The sequence below is a fragment of the Marinobacter confluentis genome, assembly GCF_004785685.1.
In the GTDB taxonomy this organism is placed as follows: domain Bacteria; phylum Pseudomonadota; class Gammaproteobacteria; order Pseudomonadales; family Oleiphilaceae; genus Marinobacter; species Marinobacter confluentis.
The window spans coordinates 1,147,187-1,164,902 of sequence record NZ_SRPF01000001.1 but is presented as its reverse complement, the minus strand read 5'-3'; the positions used below and the strand labels follow the sequence as shown (position 1 = coordinate 1,164,902).

Here is a 17,716-nt window from a genome sequence, read left to right as displayed (position 1 = left end):
GTTATCCCTGATTCTTGCCGGGCAAACCACGCCGGGGCTTATGGTGGCCATAAGTGCGCGGGGGCGTGTAGTAATCAATAAAGGGCACCGCAAAGTTCATCAGCAGCACCGCGAACGCGACCGCGTCCGGGTAGTCGCCCCAGGTACGAATCAGGTAGATCAGCACACCGATGCCGGCGCCATAGATCAGCTTACCCTGATGGCTGGTGGCCGCGGATACCGGGTCGGTGGCAATGAAAAACGCGCCCAGCATAGTGCCGCCGGCCAGAAGATGCATGGACAGAGGTGCATAAAGGTCGGCGTTGCTGCCAAATGCCAGGCTCATGATCGCCAGCCCGGCCAGAAAGCTGACCGGAATATGCCAGGTGATCAGGCGCATCCACAGCAGTAACAGCCCGCCCGCCAGAAAGCCTGCGTTGACCCACTCCCAGCCCTTCGCTACGCCGTCACCGAAGGTGGGGTGCTGGAGCACCTCGGTGGCGGTCCGGGAACTGATGTTGTGTTTGTAATGGTCCAGGGGCGTCGCCATGGTGAAGGCATCCACTGCCGACTGCTGGCCGGACGCAATGATATTCAGGGTGTCCCACAGGCCGGGTGCGTTTTCCCAGAGCAGTCCGGGCTCTGCCCAGTTGGTGGTCATGGCCACGGGGAAAGAAATCAGTACCAGGGCATAGCCCACCATGGCCGGGTTGAATGGGTTGGACCCCAGACCACCGTATAGCTGCTTGGCAAGAACAATCGCAGCCAGAACCGCAATCGCCGATACCCAGAAAGGCACCAGCGGCGGCAGGGACAGACCCAGCAGCAGGCCGGTCACGGCAGCGGTATTGTCTCGCAGGAAGAATTTGATTGGCCGTTTTCGCAACCTCAACATGGCTGCTTCAGCGCCAACCGCCAGGGCCATGCACCAGATCACGTTGATCAGGTTACCCCAGCCAAAAAACACAACCTGGGCCAGGAGCCCGGGTAGGGATGCCAGCATAACCCAGAGCATAACGTTGGATGTAGACCGGGCACGGCGGGCATGGGGTGATGATTGTTGAGCAAGTGCCATCAGTTCCGGGCCTCGGCTAGAGCCTGTTCGGCGCGTTTGACGCGATCGTGATTCTTGGCCACGGCACGCTCGAGTTTTTCGACGTTGTCGGCATTTTCCGCTTTGGCGTCTTCCAGCATGCTTTGCATAGTGTTCAGTTTTGCGGTGGCCTGGCTTAGCTGTTTTTCCAGCGCCTCGAGATCAGGTGCTTCCGGAGCCGTTGGCGTGGGGGCTTCTGATGCCGCTGCCTTCTCAGCTTTGGCTTTTTTCCGCGCCAGCGCTTCTTCCACCAGCGTGGATTTTGCGGCGCGGTCGTCGGCGGGCTGGCCCTCGGCTTCTGCTCTCTCCGCTTCGGCCTGCTTTTTCGCCTGGGCTTCGGCAGCGGCTTTCGCCCGGTCTTTCTTGCGCTGTTCTTTCTCCTGCTGCTCCCGTTCCAGTCTGGCCTGGCGAGCTTCAAAGCGCTCCCGGGCGCGATCGGCTTTCAGGTGTTCGGCCTGCTGAATGCGGATCTCGCCTTTGGCCGCACGGTAATACTGCACCAGCGGAATGGAGCTTGGGCAAACATAGGAGCAGGCACCACACTCGATGCAGTCGAACAGATTCAGGTGCTCGGCCTTTTCGAATTCACCGGCTTTGGAGTGCCAGAACAGCTGCTGGGGCAGCAATTCCATGGGACAGGCTTCGGCGCACATGCCGCAACGGATGCAGGGCTGTTCTGGCGGCGGGGCCGGCAGTTCTTCGGCGGTGGCGGCAATCACACAGTTAGTGGTTTTCACCACCGGTACGCCCGGCGTTTCCAGGGTGTAACCCATCATGGGGCCGCCCAGAATCAGTCGGTGAAGCTGTTGTTCATCAAGCCCGGCCTGTTTCAACAAGTGTTCTACTGGGGTACCCAGCAACACCTCAAAGGTGCCGGGATTGGACACGGCTCGGCCGGTAATGGTGGTGACCCGGGAAATCAGCGGCTCGTCCCGATGGATGGCGCGAGAGACCGCAATGGCGGTGCCGGTGTTCTGGCACATCACGCCTATGTCTGCAGGAATGCCGCCACTGGGCACCTCCATGCCGGTCAGAATCTGGATCAGTTGTTTTTCGCCCCCGGACGGATACTTGGTGGGAATAACCACCACCTCGGTCTGGGTGTTTTCCGTGGCCTTTTTCAGGGCTTCGATGGCTTCGGGCTTGTTGTCTTCCACCGCAATTACGCAGCGTTCCGGCCGCAGGATCCAGGCCATGATCCGCAGGCCGGATACAATCTCATCGGCTCGTTCGCGCATGGCCATATCGTCGGCGGTGATATAGGGCTCGCACTCGGCGCCGTTCAATATCAGCGTGCTGACCTTCCGGTCTTTCGGGGGCCGCAGTTTGATATTGGTGGGAAAGCCGGCGCCGCCAAGACCGGCGATGCCATATTCGCGGATTCGCTCAAGCACCGCGTCACGATCCATGGAATGGTAATCGGCAATCGGATCACGCTCCGCCCACTCGTCCAGGCCATCCGGCGTCAGAACAATGCACCAGTCGCTCATGCCCGAGGGGTGGGGAACCGGGTGCATGGACACAGCTTCGACAGTGCCCGAGGTGGGCGCGTGAACCGGAACGCCCACAGACCCGGGAACCCTGGCAATGGTCTGGCCTTTCAGTACCCGCTCGCCGACCGCTACGCAGGCTTCTGCCGGCGCGCCAATGTGCTGCTGCAGCGGCAGGATCAACCGTTCCGGCAGCGACGCCTGTTCAATCGGCCGAGTGGTCGACAGATGCTTGTTTTCCGCCGGGTGTATACCGCCGCTGAAATCCCAGAGTTGCGTCATCAGGCGCTCGCTTCCGTTCGATCCGTGGCAATGATGCCGGATTTTGGCGGTGTCCAGGTCCAGGAGCGGATGTCTGGTTCGATGGTAACCATGTCAATGCAGTCGACGGGGCAGGGGTCGACGCACAGGTCGCAGCCGGTGCACTCGCTTTCAATCACGGTGTGCATCTGTTTGGCGGCGCCCAGAATGGCGTCTACCGGGCAGGCCTGAATGCACTTGGTGCAGCCGATGCATTCGTCTTCACGAATCACTGCCACCCGCTTGGCCTGTTCAACGCCATGTTCGGCGTCCAGGGGCTGTGGTTCAACGTCGAGCAGGTCGGCCAGGGCCTTGATGGTGGTCTCGCCACCGGGGGGGCACTTGTTGATAGCGTCCCCGTTGGCGATGGACTCGGCGTAGGGGCGGCAGCCGGGGAAACCGCACTGGCCGCACTGGGTCTGGGGCAGCAGGGAGTCAATCTGCTCGACCAGGGGGTTCCCTTCAACCTTGAAACGCTCGGAGGCAAACCCCAGCAAACCGCCAAACACCACGGCCAGCGCCAGCAGCACAACAACAGCGATCAGTATGCCTGTCCACATAGTCAGAATGCTCCGTCAGACACTGACCAGGCCGGTAAAGCCCAGAAACGCCAGTGACATCAAACCGGCAGTCACCATGCCTATGGCAGCGCCCTGGAAAGCAACCGGCACATCGGCAACTGCAATACGCTCGCGCATGGCAGCAAACAGAACCAGTACTAGCGAGAAACCGGCCGCAGCGCCAAACCCGTACAGCACCGACTCAACAAAGTTGTTGTTCTTGTTGAGGTTCAGCAGGGCGACGCCCAGCACCGCGCAGTTAGTGGTAATCAGCGGCAGGAAAATGCCCAGCACGCGATACAGCAGGGGGCTGGTCTTGCGCACGACCATTTCGGTGAATTGCACCACTACCGCGATCACCAGTATGAAGGTAATGGTCTTCAGGAACGCCAGGTCCAGCGGTTCCAGCAGGTAGGTATAGGCCAGGTAACTGCAAACCGAAGCGAGGGTCAGCACAAAAGTGGTGGCCAGTGACATGCCCATGGCGGTTTCGAGTTTCCCGGACACGCCCATGAAAGGACAGAGCCCAAGGAACTGAACCAGCACAAAGTTGTTCACCAGTATGGTGCTGACCAGAATCAGCAGATACTCACTCATCCCACCGCTCCGTCATCAGTCCGGCCTACATAATCCGCATGCCGGGGGTGGCACCGGAATCCGGTGACAGGATATGGATGTCCTTGCCCCCTGGCCCTGCTGCCAGCACCATGCCTTCAGACATGCCGAATTTCATCTTGCGGGGCTTCAGGTTGGCCACCATGACGGTCAACCGACCCGTCAGTTCTTCCGGCTCATAGGCGGATTTTATCCCTGCGAACACATTACGCTCTCCCAGGCCAATATCCAGAGTCAGTTGCAGAAGCTTGTCCGCACCGTCAACCCGCTCCGCTTTGACAATTTTAGCGACCCGAAGATCCACTTTCGCGAAAGTGTCGAAATCGATTTCCTCAGCCAGCGGCTCGGGGGCTTTGGCCTTTTCCTCCTTGGCTGCTGAATTCGCCGGCTTGGCGCCGGTGGCAGCCGGGAGTTCCTCTTTCGAGGCATCCAGCATCTTCTCGATCTGGGCCATATCAACCCGGTTCATCAGCGGCTTGAACTTGTTGATACCGTGGTTTTCCAGGCGCTCCGACCGGTTATTCCAGTCCAGCGGAGCGTTCAGGAAGGCCTCGGAAGCCTTGGCCGTTTCCGGCAGCACCGGCGCAAGATAGGTCATCAGCAGGTGGAACATGTTGAGGGCATTGGTACAGATGGCCTGCAGGTTGGCGTCCTGGCCTTCCTGCTTGGCAATCACCCAGGGCTGCTCATCGTTTACGTACTGATTGGCGATGTCTGCCAGTTCCATGATCCGGCGCATGGCGCGGCCGAATTCCCGGGTCTCGTAGAAGTCGGCGATTTCCTCACCGGCGTCGATAAATTCTCTCAGCTTGTCCTGCTCGGTGACGGTGCCAAGCTGGCCATCAAAGCGCTTGGTAATGAACCCGGCGCTGCGGCTGGCAATATTGACCACCTTACCCACCAGATCGGAATTCACCCGCGCGGCAAAGTCTTCAAGGTTCAGGTCCATATCGTCAACGCCGCCAGTCAGCTTGGAGGCGAAGTAATAGCGCAGATATTCCGGGTTCAGGTGGTCCAGATAAGTCCGGGCCATGATGAAAGTGCCCCGGGATTTGGACATCTTCTTGCCGTTGACGGTCACAAATCCATGGGCCAGAACTGCCGTTGGCGTGCGGAACCCGGCACTGTGCAGCATGGACGGCCAGAACAGGGCGTGGAAATTGATGATGTCCTTGCCGATGAAGTGATACACCTCGGCGGTGGAATCCGCTTTCCAGAAATGTTCGAAATCGATGCCTTCCCGATCACACAGGTTCTTGAAACTGGCCAGGTAACCGATAGGTGCGTCCAACCAGACATAGAAGTATTTACCAGGCGCGTCCGGAATTTCGAAACCGAAATAGGGCGCGTCGCGGCTGATATCCCATTCCTGAAGACCGGCATCCAGCCATTCCGCCAGCTTGTTGGCAACCTGGGGCTGAAGGGTGCCGCTGCGGGTCCATTTACCCAGGAAATCCGCAAACTCCGGCAGGCGGAAGAAGTAGTGCTCAGATTCTTTCTCAATCGGTGTGGCGCCTGACACTGCAGAGCGGGGATTGATCAGCTCCGCCGGCGTGTAGGTGGCGCCACAGGCCTCGCAGTTATCTCCGTACTGGTCTTCGGTCTTGCACTTGGGGCAGGTGCCCTTGATGAAACGGTCCGCCAGGAACATCTCTTTTTCCGGGTCGTAGGCCTGGGTAATCTTGCGGGTCGCAATGTGGTCGTTTTCCTGCAACTGGCGGTAGATGTACTCAGAGAACTGGCGGTTTTCCTCGGAATGAGTGGTGTAATAGTTGTCAAAACGGATATGGAAACCACCGAAATCTTCCTGATGCTCATCCCGAATGCGGGCAATGAGACTTTCGGAAGATATACCTTCCCGCTCAGCACGCAACATGATGGCGGTGCCGTGAGCGTCGTCTGCGCAAACGTAATAACAGTTCTGGCCCCGCATGTTCTGATAGCGCACCCAGATATCCGTCTGGATATATTCCAGCAGATGGCCCAGGTGAATGGGGCCATTGGCGTAGGGAAGGGCGCTAGTGACCAGAATATCGCGCTGTTGCCGGGAGCTGTGTTGCGTCATGTTATCGTCCGAACCTTCATTCGTAAGGATTGGGGGCATATGGCCAGAAACGGGCACAGATGATACCTTCCGAGCAGATATTTTTCATCCGAAACACCCGGTTCCGGCCACATTTGAGTGCCGGAACATCCTATTCCGGAGATTCCAATGACCCAGATTTCCCAGCAGGCTCTAGAACTGGCCGTAAAACAGTACCGGGATCCCTACCTGAACAAGGATTTATACGAACTGGGTGCGGTGAAATCCCTCAGCGCCGATGAAGCCGGTAAAGTCACCGTATCCATCGAAATACCTTACGCCTCAAAAGGCATTGCCGGGGCGGTCAGAGAGCTCGTCAGCAACGCCATTGATGGTATTGACGGCGTGGAAAGCTTGGATGTGAAGGTCAGCCAGCGCATCCATTCCCACAAAGGCCAGAAAGACATCGCCTCCGTACCTGGCGTGAAGAACATCATCGCCGTGGCTTCCGGCAAAGGCGGCGTGGGCAAATCCACCACCGCCGTCAACCTCGCCCTGGCTTTGCAAGCAGAGGGCGCCCGCGTAGGCATTCTGGACGCCGACATCTATGGCCCCAGCATCGGCATGATGCTGGGCGTACCCCAGGGCAAACGCCCGGAAACCCGGGAACAGAAATACTTCGTGCCCATGGAAGCCCACGGCCTGCAGGCCAACTCCATGGCCTTCGTGGTCACCGACAAAACCCCCATGGTCTGGCGCGGCCCCATGGTCAGCGGCGCGGTGATGCAACTGCTGCAACAGACCCTGTGGAACGAACTGGACTACCTGATCCTGGATATGCCTCCGGGCACCGGCGACATCCAGCTCACTATCGCCCAGAAAGTCCCGGTCACCGGCGCCGTCATCGTCACCACGCCCCAGGACATCGCCCTGCTGGACGGCAAAAAAGGCATCGAGATGTTCCGCAAGGTCGAAATCCCGGTGCTGGGTGTAGTCGAAAACATGAGCGTGCATATCTGCAGCAACTGCGGCCACGAAGAACACCTGTTCGGCCAGGAAGGCGGCGCGCGCATCGCCGAAGAATACGACACGACCTTGCTTGGCCAATTGCCATTGCATATGACCATTCGCGAGCAAACAGATGGCGGCAACCCGTCAGTGGTGGCAGAACCCGATTCAGAGGTTTCCAGGCGCTACAAGGACATTGCGAGGCGGGTGAGTGCGGAGCTGTCCACCCGTGAGAGAAACCTGACCGGCTCTATCTCAAGCATGTCTGTCACAGAACACTAGGGCTAACGAGCGCCAATCACTGCGATTAAACACTTCAAGGTGAGAGCGCCGGCAAAAGCCTGATCGCGGCTGCAGACAGGCCCCGTTCAAAACTGTGAAAAACATGGATGTTTTTCTCAAGCCTACAGGGACGTATGTACGGCGTGTTTTGAACGGGGCCTGTCTGTAGCCGCAGCCCCCGAGTTAAAGGTCAAATAGAAGGCCGGCAAAGCTTCGACACCATCCCACCGAGCAGGTAAACTACGCCCACTTTTCCAGACCGAAACGAGACACCACCCATGAGCATCAAATCCGACCACTGGATCCGCCGGATGTCCCAGGAACAGGGAATGATCGAACCCTTCGAGTTTGACCAGGTCCGCGAAAACGAAAAAGGCCGGGTCATCAGTTACGGCACATCGAGCTACGGCTACGACGTTCGCTGCAGCAACGAATTCAAGATTTTCACCAACGTCCACAGCGCCACCGTCGACCCCAAAAACTTCGACGAAAACAGCTTTGTGAACTACACCGGCGACGTCTGCATCATCCCGCCGAATTCCTTCGCGCTGGCTCGCACCGTGGAGTACTTCCGCATACCCCGCAGCGTACTGACCATCTGCCTGGGCAAGTCCACCTATGCCCGCTGCGGCATCATCGTCAACGTCACCCCGCTGGAGCCGGAATGGGAAGGGCAGGTTACCCTGGAGTTTTCCAACACCACCAACCTGCCGGCCAAGATCTACGCCAACGAAGGCGTGGCCCAGATGCTGTTCTTCGAGTCTGATGAAATCTGCGGAACCAGTTACAAAGACCGCGGCGGCAAGTATTTCGGCCAGACAGGCGTGACGCTTCCCCGCACTTAAGGCCATGCACATGAGCAAAGGCACGCTGACGTGAACGCCAATCAGTTTCTGAAAGCCGTATCCCAACTGCAGGGGTGGCGCGAGTTCACCTTCCTGATGGCGTTGGCTGAGCGTTCATTTCCCAACTACGCCCTGTTCGCAGACGCCGTGGGCCTGAAAACCGGCGCCAAGATGCGCCAGTTGCTGGACCTGGGTTGGGAGATGCTGCAGAAAGACACTACCGAGGCAGCCATTCCCCAGTTGTTGGCCAAACTGGAAAGCCTGTCCCCGGATGTGAATGCTTACGATGCCTATGGCGTCTACCCCGCCTTCGATTTTTGCCAGCTACTGGAGCAGGCTCTGCTGAACCGACTGAACCCGACAAAACACCGGGCAACCGATGCCTCCCAGATGGCCACCGCCACGGTGATGAATTTTATCGAGCTGTCCGAAGGCGAGGACCTGGACGAAGACGAACTGGTACGGCTTCTGGAAGTGCACCCCCTGATGAAAGAAGATAAGGTCTTCCAACGGGAACTGGTGCTGTCCTTCAAGCGCCAGCGCACACCAACGGCACAGTTTGTAGAAAGAATTCGAACCGATGCGGCCAACGACGGCGTCAGCAATCTCGGTATATCTCTGAGCGACTGATATGAAATTCTCCTCTTTCGGCCAGAAGTTTACCGCCGATTCCGGCATCACCTCACTGATGGACGACCTTGGCAACGCCCTGGCCTCCGGCGATGACATGATCATGATGGGCGGGGGCAATCCCGGCCACATTCCGGAAATCCAGCAGCGGGTGCAGAAGATACTTGGCGACATGAGTCGCAGTGACGGCGATACCCGCAGACTGGTGGGAATCTACGATCCGCCCCAGGGGGAGAAGCAGTTTATTGCCTCACTGGTAGACCTGCTGAACCGGGAATACGACTGGGGACTGAAGCCGGAAAACATTGCCCTAACCAACGGCAGCCAGGCGGCGTTCTTCATGCTGTTCAACATGTTTGGCGGCAGCTATGGCGACGGCCATCGCAAGCACATTCTGCTGCCGCTGGCGCCGGAATACATCGGTTATGCCGACGCTGGTATCGAGCCCGACCTGTTCCGGGCGGTCCAGCCGGATATCTCGTTTACCGACGCCCATGAATTCAAATACCGCGTGGATTTTGATGCCGTGGAAGTGACCGGGGAGACCGGCGCTATCTGCGTGTCCCGGCCCACCAACCCCACTGGCAATGTGATCACGGATGAAGAGCTGAACCGGCTGGAAGCCCTGGCCCGGCAGCACGATATTCCGCTGATCGTCGATGGCGCCTACGGCACGCCTTTCCCCAGCCTGATGTTCGTGGACGCCACGCCCCACTGGAACGATCAGATTATCCTTTGCCTGAGTCTGTCCAAGCTGGGCCTGCCTGCCGCCAGAACGGGGATCGTGATTGCCTCGGAACCGGTCATCAAGGCGCTTTCAAGTATCAACGCGATCATGAACCTGGCCACGGGCAGCTTTGGCGCCATGCTGGCCGAGCCGCTGGTTAAGTCTGGTGAAATCCTTTCCCTGAGCCGGGAAGTGGTCTGCCCGTTCTACCGGGCGAAGATGGAGAAAGCCGTTAATGTATTCCGGGAAGCCATGGGCGAAGACGCCTGCCGCTGGTACGTCCATAAACCGGAAGGCGCCATGTTCCTGTGGATCTGGTTCCCGGACCTTCCGATCACCAGTCTGGAGCTTTACCAGCGGTTGAAGGCGAGGGGAGTGCTGGTAGTCTCAGGGCACTACTTCTTTCCGGGTCTGCCGGAAGACGGCTGGAAGCACCGTCATGAATGCCTGCGGGTTACCTATTCCCAGGACGATGACCGGGTGGCCGAGGGTCTGCGAATCATCGCGGACGAGGTAAAGTCGCTCAGTCGTTGAACTGGGCTTCGTCGATGGTGATTTCGTATTCGCTGCCGTCCGGCTCTACCTGCAGCAGCCTAACCAGCAGGTAGTCCTGGTCGGTAGCAAACCACATAAGGGTTTTGCGTTTGCTGTCGCTGTCCCGCACTTTTTCGGCTTTCAGAGTGGCGACCTGCTCACCCCTGCGATTCAGGGTTTCCTCGTCAATTACCGCAAACCGGTCGGTGTCATAGTCGCCCTTGTCGATGACCCGGTAGGTCATTTCACGCTTACCTTCCTTGATATCTTTACGCAGCTGGAGCTGATAACCCATGGGGTCCAGGGCGCCGTCCTCCAGCGGTAGCGAGAATTTGTCGCCGCGATGGTGCCCAGTGGCAACCCGCTTTTCCCAGTCGAAATCGATGACCTGTTTGCGATCCTTGATGAGGAAGCCGGACAGGCTATAGCGGTAGCGAAGTGGGACTACCCGACCGTTTTCCCAGCGGAATATCAGGGATTCATCAATATCCGCAATAAATGAATCCACATCGGTGCGGTATTCCCAGGTACCGTCGCCCTTTTCCCTCAGTCGCCTGCGGGCGTCGCCGTTCAGCGTTACGCCCTTTTCCATGGACGCGTTGTAGCTCACTTCCAGGGGTAGCAGCGGAGTCGTATCGGCCCTGGCAGGTTCAGATCCGGATGTCGGCTCGGACTCGGCGCCATAGGCCGGGGAAATGCCGACCATTGCTGCCAGCAGAAGCCCTCTGGCCGATACGGTAAGCGGGTGTTTTGTCATCGTAAGTGTCCATCCCGAAGTCGCAGATACTTTAAATACCGCTTTCTATACGAGCAGCATACCGTGTGCGGCACACCCGAACGATGACGATATGTTTAATCAGGCACCCGATGTTTCCGGCTCGTCAGGGAGAACCAGGGGTTGATTCAGTGGCTGGCCGTCGAACATCACGTAGTCCGTACCAAGCTGAATGCGTCCTTCGCAAAACCAGCGCATAACGATCGGATAGAGCAGATGTTCCTTCGCCTGGACTTTCTCCGCCAGGGTCTCGGCCGTATCGTCTTTTGATACGTTTACCTGTGCCTGTGCGATAACGGGGCCGCCGTCCAGTTCTTCAGTCACAAAGTGAATCGACGTACCGTGCTCCGCATCCCCGGCGTCCAGCGCGCGCTGGTGAGTATTCAGGCCGGTGTATTTCGGCAGCAGTGACGGATGTACGTTAAGCAGTGTGCCCCTCAGCGCCCGCACGAAATCGGTGGTCAGAATGCGCATGAAACCTGCCAGCAGGATCAGGTCGGGATTGCGACGGCGAATTTCAGCCATCAGCATACCGTCGAACTCTTCCCGTGAGCCAAAGCGGGTGTGGTCTACCGTAAAATGCTCAATGTTGGCCTGGGCGGCGCGCTCCAGGGCAAAGGCGTTGGGGCGGTTGCAGCCAACGGCCACGATTTTGCCGGGGAAATCCCTTTCCTTGCTGGCGTCAATCAGCGCCTGCACGTTGGTGCCGGCGCCAGAGGCCAGAATCAGAATGCGCGGTGCGTCTACCGGATCTGCCTTCATACGGCCAGAAGCCCCGGTGCATAGCGCACAGATGCTGGCGTTCCGGTGTTGTCAGCGGCCTCGACAAGGCCGACCTGCCAGGCGGTTTCTCCCAGCCCCTGAAGGGTATCCAGGGCTAGGTCTTTCTGGTTGGCGGGAACACAGACAACCATGCCAATGCCGCAGTTAAAGGTACGATACATCTCCTCAATGGCCACGCCGCCGGCATTTTTCAGCCATTCAAACACCGAGGGCAGTTGCCAGCTGGACGTGTCAATCGCGGCGATGGTGCCGTCTGGCAGTACCCGAGGAATGTTCTCGGGCAAGCCGCCACCGGTAATGTGTGACAGGGCGCGGACATCTACCTCTTTCGCCAGTTGCAGCAGATTTTTCACGTAAATACGGGTTGGCGCCATCAAAGCCTCCGACAGAGACTTTCCGTCGATCTTCTGATCCAGATCCGCTTTGCTGACTTCCAGGATTTTACGGATCAGCGAATAGCCGTTCGAATGGGGGCCGGAGGAGCCAATGGCCAGCAGTGCGTCGCCCGGCTGAACGCGGCTGCCGTCAATAATTTCACTGCGCTCGGCAATGCCCACGCAGAAACCCGCCAGATCATAGTCGTCGCCTTCGTACATCCCCGGCATTTCCGCGGTTTCACCGCCCACCAGCGCACAGCCTGCAAGCTCACAGCCCTGGCCGATGCCCTCAACAACCTGAGCGGCAACATCAACGTTCAGTTTGCCGGTGGCGTAATAATCCAGGAAGAATAGCGGTTCGGCGCCTCCCACAACCAGGTCGTTGACGCACATGGCAACCAGGTCAATGCCGATGGTGTCGTGCTTCTGAAGCTGCATGGCCAGGCGAAGTTTGGTTCCGACCCCATCCGTGCCCGACACCATGACCGGTTCACGGTAGCCCGGCGGTATGGCTACCATGGCACCGAAGCCACCCAGGCCGCCGAGGACTTCCGGCCTGCGGGTTCTGGCGGCGGTTTCCTTGATGCGGCTGACGAGTTCGTTACCGGCGTCTATGTCGACACCAGCGTCGCGGTAGGTGAGGGAGGGCTTGTCTTCGCTCATGGGCTGTCTAACCAGTTGGGCTGTGGGATTGGATTAACAAACAGGCGGCGGATTTTAACAGGTGCGGGATGGGGCTCCAAATGCAATTGTTTGTTGAATTTCCGCAATCCCCGATTGCTACTTTCAACAAAGGCCATGGTGTATCCTAGGCAGCATTCAAACCGTTTCCAGGACGATTCATGCAAGGCTCAGGAATTACCCCGATGGGAATAGCGCATAAAATAGCTCGTACGGCCGCCCTTCTGTTGGTGATGTCGTTGTATGCATGGCCGGTATCGGCCGTTACCGTGCCCGGTCTCTATTCCGTGGAAGTGCCGGTAGCAAGCTCGCAGCCGGATGATCTGGCGCAAGGCTACGCCGATGGCCTGGGCCGTGTGTTTGTCCGCGTATCCGGCTCCAGCGATGTGCTTGATCTGGAGGGTGTGCAGGCACTGCTGGACGACGCCGAATCCCTGCTACAGTCCTATCAGTATTTGCGGTCCGAGGAAAACGGCAACCGGCTGCGGATGGCCTTTGGTGCGGTGGGGGTCAACAATGCGCTGGCCTCGGTCAATGCGCCGGTCTGGGGCGCCAACCGCCCGTTGACTCTGGCCTGGATTGCCGTTGAGTCCGGAGGCTCCCGTACGCTTCTGCACAAGAGCAGCGATTCAGGGAGCGCTTCACCCTGGCTTGAAGCCTTTACCCGAGCGGCCGAGGATCGGGGCCTTCCCATTACTCTGCCACCTGAGGAGTTTGCTGGCCGAAGGGAGCTGATGTCCGATATCTGGGGGCAGTTCACATCAAACGTTCGTGCCGCCTCTGAAAATCTTAACCACGATCTGATGTCACTGGTTCGGGTCAGCCGCTCAGGCGGTGAATGGCGCGCTGGCTGGGTGTTTGATGGTATGTCGCTGGAGGGGCCTGAGCAATCAGTGACCGCTGCCAGCCCACAGGCCCTCGCGGATGCCGTGGTTGGTCGCTGGGCCGATGCCTTTGCCGAGCGTTATGCGGTTGCGGGCAGCGATGTGGGGGAGTCGCCGCAGGTGGACATCGTTGTTCACGGCATTGAGGGCCTTGAAGGCTATGGCCAGGCCAATCGGGTTTTGAAAAACCTGTCCCCGGTTCAGAGCGCCGGCGCCACGGCAACCAGCAATGGCCGGGTAACCATCCGGGTTACATTCTCGGGCGAAATCGAACAATTGAAACGGTATATCGCTCTGGATTCACGCCTCGTTCCACTTTCCGACGCTGAAGTATCCAGTCTTCCCGCAGAAACCGAAGCCGGTGACGCGAGCACCACCGCTAGTGGTCCGCAGGCTGAGCCAGCGGAAAACGCGGCACCTCCAGCATTTCTGATTGCGCCGGGAACAGACACATCTTCTGGCCAGATGTTTGCCTACGATAATCTGCTAGCCGGCCAGGACGAGGCTGAGCAGGCTTTTGAATCCCTGTATCAGGTGCTTCATTACCGCTGGCAGCCGGTGCCTGTTGTTCAGGATGAAGATGCCGAATAGCGGGTGAAGTAGCACCTCAGGGAGAGACGGTATGGCACAGAGCTGGCGCTGGATTCCGAACGCACTGACGTTCCTTCGGATCCTGCTTGTGGTGCCGTTTGCCATAGCCCTCTGGTCGATGGAATACCGTGCTGCCCTAGTGATTTTCTTCATTGCGGCGGTCACGGATGCTTTCGATGGTTTTCTTGCCCGGGAATTTGACTGGCGCACCCGTGTGGGGGCCATTGCGGACCCGCTGGCCGATAAGGCCCTGTTGATTTCAGCCTATCTGATGCTCACCCTGACTGGAGTTCTGCCCCATTGGCTATTCTGGCTGGTACTGGGGCGAGACCTTATAATTGTCGGCGGAGGCCTGGCCTACCACTACGGGATTGGGCGGTTTGACATGCAGCCAAGCCTGGCCGGTAAGTGCAACACGCTGGTCCAGGTGTTGGTTGCGCTGGCGATCATTGTGCTACTTGCCGGCCTGCCAATGCAGTTGTGGGTTATTGATGTGGGTATCTGGCTGGTTGCGGTGTCTACGCTGGCGAGTGGGGCGCATTATTTGTGGGTGTGGGGCATGAGGGCCTGGAGGGCCGTGCGGACGTGAACAGGGGGCAACTGGCGCTGGGTGTGAAACTGAGAGACGACGCCCGGTTTGACAACTTCCACGGTGAGCGCAACGCTGCGGCCGCAAGCCGGCTGCGTGATGCCACTATGCCCGGAAGCGCCACGCCAGCGGTCATTGTCTGTGGTGACCGTGACACCGGCAAAAGCCATCTGCTTCAGGCCGTGTGCCACCTGGCGGAACAGAGCCAGCGCTCGGCCGTCTGTGTCAGTGTCGAGGAATTCTTGCCTTTCGGTCCCCAGGCACTGGACGGGCTGGAGTTGAATGAACAGGTCTGCCTGGATGATCTGGACTGCATCGCCGGTCTTCCAGAGTGGGAAGAGGCGGTTTTTCATCTGTATAATCGGGTTGTTGACCAGGGCGGGCAACTGGTAATCACCCTTTCGGATATGCCCGCAGAGCTGCCGTTTGAGCTTCCCGATCTTCTGTCCCGGTTGCGCCATGGTTTGCTGGTTCAACTGGGTATGAACAGGGACGATGACCGCCTGCGTATTCTGATGGCCCGGGCCGAGCAACGGGGCCTGGTCCTGGTTGAAGAAGTTGCCGGGTTTATTCTCCGGCGTGCGCCGCGAAGCCTGGCGGAATTGCTGGCGGTGTTGGACAGACTGGATGACAATTCCCTCAAGGCGCAGAGAAAGCTGACCATTCCCTTTGTGAAGTCGGTGATGGGCTGGTAGAGAACGGGTAGCGGAAACCGCAGATAACAAACAGGATTCACTGGGAGAAAAACAATGAGGCGCGTGGTATTCAATCAGAAAGGTGGTGTCGGTAAATCCAGTATCACCTGCAACCTGGCGGCGATCAGCGCGGCCCGAGGCAAGCGGACCCTGGTGGTGGATCTGGATCCACAGGGCAATTCCACCCAGTATCTGCTAGGGAAATCTTCGGCCGACCTGAAAGATACGGTAGCGGACTACCTTGAGCAGACGGTGGCTTTTACCGTATTCAACCGCCGGCCGGACGAGTTTGTGCACGCCACGCCTTTTGACAACCTGTTTGTGATGCCCTCAAGCCCGGAGCTGGATTTTCTCGAGCGCAAGCTGGAGGCCAAACACAAAATCTACAAGCTTCGGGAAGCGCTTAAAAAGCTCAGCGAATCCTTTGATGCCATCTACATCGACACGGCCCCGGCGCTTAATTTCTACACTCGATCTGCGCTCATTGCCGCGCAGCGCTGCCTGATTCCCTTTGACTGTGATGACTTTTCGCGTCAGGCGCTTTACAGCATTCTGCACGAAATTCAGGAGTTGCAGGAAGATCACAACGAGGATCTGGTGGTCGAGGGCATTGTTGCCAACCAGTTTCAACCGCGGGCCAGCCTGCCGAAACAGCTGGTACGTGAACTAATGGATGAAGGGCTGCCAGTTCTGCCAGTCAGGTTGTCCAGCTCAGTCAAAATGAAGGAATCCCACCAGGCCCGCAAGCCGCTGATTCACATGGCCCCGAAACATCCATTGACCCGCCAGTACGAAGACCTGTTCGCCGTGTTGCATGGTGAAACTGTGGAACTGGAACCGCTGGCGGACTGATAGCAGGAGGAACGTCGAATGGCCGGTTCATCCGACCACATCTCCCGGGTCGCTGACAGCCTGATCCAGATCGAGATTGAGCTGCGCCAGTTGGGCGTCTGGGAGAAAAAGCCGCCGCCGGCTGAAGCCCTGCAGAGCAGCCAGCCATTCGGTATTGATCAGTTGGAGTTTACCCAGTGGCTTCAGTTCGTGTTCATCAGTCGTATGAAGGTTCTGATCGAGGCGGAGCGCCCGTTGCCAGCGGTGTCGGGTATGGCACCCATGGCTGAGGAGCATTTCCGTGCCAGGGAAGAATCGGGGCAGCGCCTGATCAGGGAACTGGCAGAGATGGATCGTTTGCTGTCAGGAAAGAGTTGACCGGCTTCAGGCATCCAGCCGCATCGACAGATCGATAGCCCGGATGTCCTTGGTCAGCGCACCGATGGAAATATAGTCAACGCCGGTTTCCGCAATGGGCACCAGCGTCTTTTCATTGATGCCGCCGGATGCCTCCAGCTTTGCTGCCGAGGCGGTCAGCCTGACTGCCTCACGCATACCCTCCAGAGAAAACTCGTCCAGCATGATGATGTCAGCGCCGGCGGCAAGGGCCTGCTCCAGCTCATCATGATTTTCAGTTTCCACTTCTACAGGCTTGCCGGGTGCAATACGCCGGGCTTCGCGCACGGCATTTGCAATCGAGCCACAGGCGGCAATGTGGTTTTCCTTGATCAGAAACGCATCGTAAAGACCGATTCGGTGGTTGTGGCAGCCGCCGCAGGTCACTGCGTATTTCTGGGCCAGGCGCAGGCCGGGAACGGTTTTGCGGGTATCCAGCAGGCGCACCCCGGTGTGGGCAACCCGGGCGGCATAGCTAGCGCAGATAGTGGCAGTGCCAGACAGTGCCTGCAGCCAGTTCAGCGCAGACCGTTCAGCGGTCAGAAGGCTTCGGGCATTACCCGACAGGGTAAACAGGGTCTGCCCCGCGGACGCTGCATCGCCGTCGTTTACATGCCAGTCGAGCTCTACGGTCGGGTCAACCTGCAGGAACACCTCTTCGACCCAGGCGCGCCCGGCGATCACTGCCGTTTCGCGGGTAATAACCCTGCCGCTGGCCATCCGGTTAGCGGGAATCAGGCGCGCCGTGATGTCGCCATCGCCGATATCTTCCCTGAGGCTGCGGGTAACCGCTTCGACGCGGGATTCTTCAAGCAGATCGTCGTAGTTCATTGAGTTGCCCGGGGCTTCAAGGTAGTGGTCTGTGGGGTTTGAAATAACGCAACCGGATTCTATCGGGTCCGGTTCGTTTCTCCAAATGGGCGCAGTGCGAGATGCTAAAATGTGACGCGCATCACTTAAACACAAAAGGTGACAATTTCTGACACAAGCTGACGTACCAAGAGCATAAGATCGTCGTAAGAGATTGT

Annotated in this window: 18 protein-coding genes; 9 read left to right on the top strand and 9 right to left on the bottom strand. The window is 58.4% G+C overall.

Going from position 1 to position 17,716, the window contains the following annotated elements; all coding sequences use genetic code 11:
* Position 1: 1 nt before the first annotated feature.
* From rsxD to metG, 5 genes are read right to left on the bottom strand one after another with little or no spacing between them, the layout of a single operon-like run.
* Complete coding sequence (gene rsxD, locus E5Q11_RS05415) at positions 2 to 1,054, bottom strand: electron transport complex subunit RsxD (protein ID WP_135802336.1); 1,053 nt, start codon at positions 1,052 to 1,054, stop codon at positions 2 to 4.
* Positions 1,054 to 2,844: an electron transport complex subunit RsxC gene (rsxC, locus tag E5Q11_RS05410; RefSeq protein WP_135802335.1), complete on the bottom strand. Its 1,791-nt coding sequence runs from the start codon at positions 2,842 to 2,844 to the stop codon at positions 1,054 to 1,056. The genes rsxD and rsxC overlap by 1 nt, the downstream gene beginning before the upstream one ends.
* Complete coding sequence (rsxB, locus tag E5Q11_RS05405; protein WP_135802334.1) at positions 2,844 to 3,422, bottom strand: electron transport complex subunit RsxB; 579 nt, start codon at positions 3,420 to 3,422, stop codon at positions 2,844 to 2,846. The genes rsxC and rsxB overlap by 1 nt, the downstream gene beginning before the upstream one ends.
* Before the next feature lie 15 nt (positions 3,423 to 3,437).
* Entirely contained in the window at positions 3,438 to 4,019 is a 582-nt protein-coding gene (rsxA, locus tag E5Q11_RS05400; protein ID WP_135802333.1) for an electron transport complex subunit RsxA, read from the bottom strand.
* A 25-nt stretch (positions 4,020 to 4,044) separates the two neighbouring features.
* Positions 4,045 to 6,102 carry a methionine--tRNA ligase gene (metG, locus tag E5Q11_RS05395; protein WP_135802332.1) on the bottom strand — a complete coding sequence of 686 codons (2,058 nt, stop codon included), beginning with the start codon at positions 6,100 to 6,102 and terminating at the stop codon, positions 4,045 to 4,047.
* A 147-nt stretch (positions 6,103 to 6,249) separates the two neighbouring features.
* Between metG and apbC the strand changes: the two genes are divergently transcribed.
* The 4 genes from apbC to E5Q11_RS05375 all read left to right on the top strand — a co-directional run bounded on the left by apbC (position 6,250) and on the right by E5Q11_RS05375 (position 10,086).
* Positions 6,250 to 7,350 carry an iron-sulfur cluster carrier protein ApbC gene (apbC, locus tag E5Q11_RS05390; RefSeq protein WP_135802331.1) on the top strand — a complete coding sequence of 367 codons (1,101 nt, stop codon included), beginning with the start codon at positions 6,250 to 6,252 and terminating at the stop codon, positions 7,348 to 7,350.
* 278 nt (positions 7,351 to 7,628) lie between these two features.
* Entirely contained in the window at positions 7,629 to 8,195 is a 567-nt protein-coding gene (gene dcd, locus E5Q11_RS05385) for a dCTP deaminase (RefSeq protein ID WP_135802330.1), read from the top strand.
* A gap of 30 nt (positions 8,196 to 8,225) precedes the next feature.
* Positions 8,226 to 8,825, top strand: coding sequence for a YjaG family protein (locus tag E5Q11_RS05380; protein WP_135802329.1), 600 nt, complete (start codon positions 8,226 to 8,228; stop codon positions 8,823 to 8,825).
* 1 nt (position 8,826) lies between these two features.
* Complete coding sequence (locus E5Q11_RS05375; protein WP_135802328.1) at positions 8,827 to 10,086, top strand: valine--pyruvate transaminase; 1,260 nt, start codon at positions 8,827 to 8,829, stop codon at positions 10,084 to 10,086.
* Here the strand turns inward: E5Q11_RS05375 and E5Q11_RS05370 are convergent.
* The 3 genes from E5Q11_RS05370 to purM form a co-directional block, all read right to left on the bottom strand.
* The gene (locus E5Q11_RS05370) at positions 10,076 to 10,843 is read right to left on the bottom strand and encodes a DUF3108 domain-containing protein (RefSeq protein WP_225314939.1); all 768 of its coding nucleotides are present in this window, start codon (positions 10,841 to 10,843) and stop codon (positions 10,076 to 10,078) included. The two genes, E5Q11_RS05375 and E5Q11_RS05370, sit on opposite strands and share 11 nt — an antisense overlap.
* Positions 10,844 to 10,942: 99 nt before the next feature.
* Complete coding sequence (purN, locus tag E5Q11_RS05365; protein WP_135802327.1) at positions 10,943 to 11,623, bottom strand: phosphoribosylglycinamide formyltransferase; 681 nt, start codon at positions 11,621 to 11,623, stop codon at positions 10,943 to 10,945.
* Positions 11,620 to 12,684: a phosphoribosylformylglycinamidine cyclo-ligase gene (gene purM / locus E5Q11_RS05360; RefSeq protein ID WP_135802326.1), complete on the bottom strand. Its 1,065-nt coding sequence runs from the start codon at positions 12,682 to 12,684 to the stop codon at positions 11,620 to 11,622. The genes purN and purM overlap by 4 nt, the downstream gene beginning before the upstream one ends.
* 203 nt (positions 12,685 to 12,887) lie before the next feature.
* Here purM and E5Q11_RS05355 point away from each other — a divergent pair, with 203 nt between their 5' ends.
* From E5Q11_RS05355 to E5Q11_RS05335, 5 genes are read left to right on the top strand one after another with little or no spacing between them, the layout of a single operon-like run.
* The gene (locus tag E5Q11_RS05355) at positions 12,888 to 14,177 is read left to right on the top strand and encodes a DUF2066 domain-containing protein (protein ID WP_135802325.1); all 1,290 of its coding nucleotides are present in this window, start codon (positions 12,888 to 12,890) and stop codon (positions 14,175 to 14,177) included.
* A 31-nt stretch (positions 14,178 to 14,208) separates the two neighbouring features.
* The gene (locus E5Q11_RS05350) at positions 14,209 to 14,766 is read left to right on the top strand and encodes a CDP-alcohol phosphatidyltransferase family protein (protein ID WP_135802324.1); all 558 of its coding nucleotides are present in this window, start codon (positions 14,209 to 14,211) and stop codon (positions 14,764 to 14,766) included.
* Positions 14,763 to 15,461: a DnaA regulatory inactivator Hda gene (gene hda, locus E5Q11_RS05345; protein WP_168215611.1), complete on the top strand. Its 699-nt coding sequence runs from the start codon at positions 14,763 to 14,765 to the stop codon at positions 15,459 to 15,461. The genes E5Q11_RS05350 and hda overlap by 4 nt, the downstream gene beginning before the upstream one ends.
* Positions 15,462 to 15,515: 54 nt before the next feature.
* Entirely contained in the window at positions 15,516 to 16,313 is a 798-nt protein-coding gene (locus E5Q11_RS05340; protein ID WP_135802323.1) for a ParA family protein, read from the top strand.
* 18 nt (positions 16,314 to 16,331) lie between these two features.
* A complete protein-coding gene (locus tag E5Q11_RS05335; RefSeq protein ID WP_135802322.1) occupies positions 16,332 to 16,670 on the top strand; it encodes a YqcC family protein in 339 nt (112 codons plus the stop codon).
* A 6-nt stretch (positions 16,671 to 16,676) separates the two neighbouring features.
* On the opposite strand, the gene nadC is transcribed toward E5Q11_RS05335, so the two are convergent.
* The gene (gene nadC / locus E5Q11_RS05330; protein ID WP_135802321.1) at positions 16,677 to 17,519 is read right to left on the bottom strand and encodes a carboxylating nicotinate-nucleotide diphosphorylase; all 843 of its coding nucleotides are present in this window, start codon (positions 17,517 to 17,519) and stop codon (positions 16,677 to 16,679) included.
* Between the last annotated feature and the right edge of the window lie 197 nt (positions 17,520 to 17,716).

What these genes read in the sequence shown, in the direction of transcription:
- rsxD (WP_135802336.1), bottom strand. Translation starts at nt 1,054, where the DNA reads ATGGCACTTGCTCAACAATCATCACCCCATGCCCGCCGTGCCCGGTCT.
- dcd (WP_135802330.1), top strand. Translation starts at nt 7,629, where the DNA reads ATGAGCATCAAATCCGACCACTGGATCCGCCGGATGTCCCAGGAACAG.
- E5Q11_RS05375 (WP_135802328.1), top strand. Translation starts at nt 8,827, where the DNA reads ATGAAATTCTCCTCTTTCGGCCAGAAGTTTACCGCCGATTCCGGCATC.
- E5Q11_RS05335 (WP_135802322.1), top strand. Translation starts at nt 16,332, where the DNA reads ATGGCCGGTTCATCCGACCACATCTCCCGGGTCGCTGACAGCCTGATC.
- E5Q11_RS05350 (WP_135802324.1), top strand. Translation starts at nt 14,209, where the DNA reads ATGGCACAGAGCTGGCGCTGGATTCCGAACGCACTGACGTTCCTTCGG.
- apbC (WP_135802331.1), top strand. Translation starts at nt 6,250, where the DNA reads ATGACCCAGATTTCCCAGCAGGCTCTAGAACTGGCCGTAAAACAGTAC.
- E5Q11_RS05340 (WP_135802323.1), top strand. Translation starts at nt 15,516, where the DNA reads ATGAGGCGCGTGGTATTCAATCAGAAAGGTGGTGTCGGTAAATCCAGT.
- rsxB (WP_135802334.1), bottom strand. Translation starts at nt 3,422, where the DNA reads ATGTGGACAGGCATACTGATCGCTGTTGTTGTGCTGCTGGCGCTGGCC.
- E5Q11_RS05370 (WP_225314939.1), bottom strand. Translation starts at nt 10,843, where the DNA reads ATGACAAAACACCCGCTTACCGTATCGGCCAGAGGGCTTCTGCTGGCA.
- purN (WP_135802327.1), bottom strand. Translation starts at nt 11,623, where the DNA reads ATGAAGGCAGATCCGGTAGACGCACCGCGCATTCTGATTCTGGCCTCT.
- metG (WP_135802332.1), bottom strand. Translation starts at nt 6,102, where the DNA reads ATGACGCAACACAGCTCCCGGCAACAGCGCGATATTCTGGTCACTAGC.
- rsxC (WP_135802335.1), bottom strand. Translation starts at nt 2,844, where the DNA reads ATGACGCAACTCTGGGATTTCAGCGGCGGTATACACCCGGCGGAAAAC.
- rsxA (WP_135802333.1), bottom strand. Translation starts at nt 4,019, where the DNA reads ATGAGTGAGTATCTGCTGATTCTGGTCAGCACCATACTGGTGAACAAC.
- purM (WP_135802326.1), bottom strand. Translation starts at nt 12,684, where the DNA reads ATGAGCGAAGACAAGCCCTCCCTCACCTACCGCGACGCTGGTGTCGAC.
- E5Q11_RS05355 (WP_135802325.1), top strand. Translation starts at nt 12,888, where the DNA reads ATGGGAATAGCGCATAAAATAGCTCGTACGGCCGCCCTTCTGTTGGTG.
- nadC (WP_135802321.1), bottom strand. Translation starts at nt 17,519, where the DNA reads ATGAACTACGACGATCTGCTTGAAGAATCCCGCGTCGAAGCGGTTACC.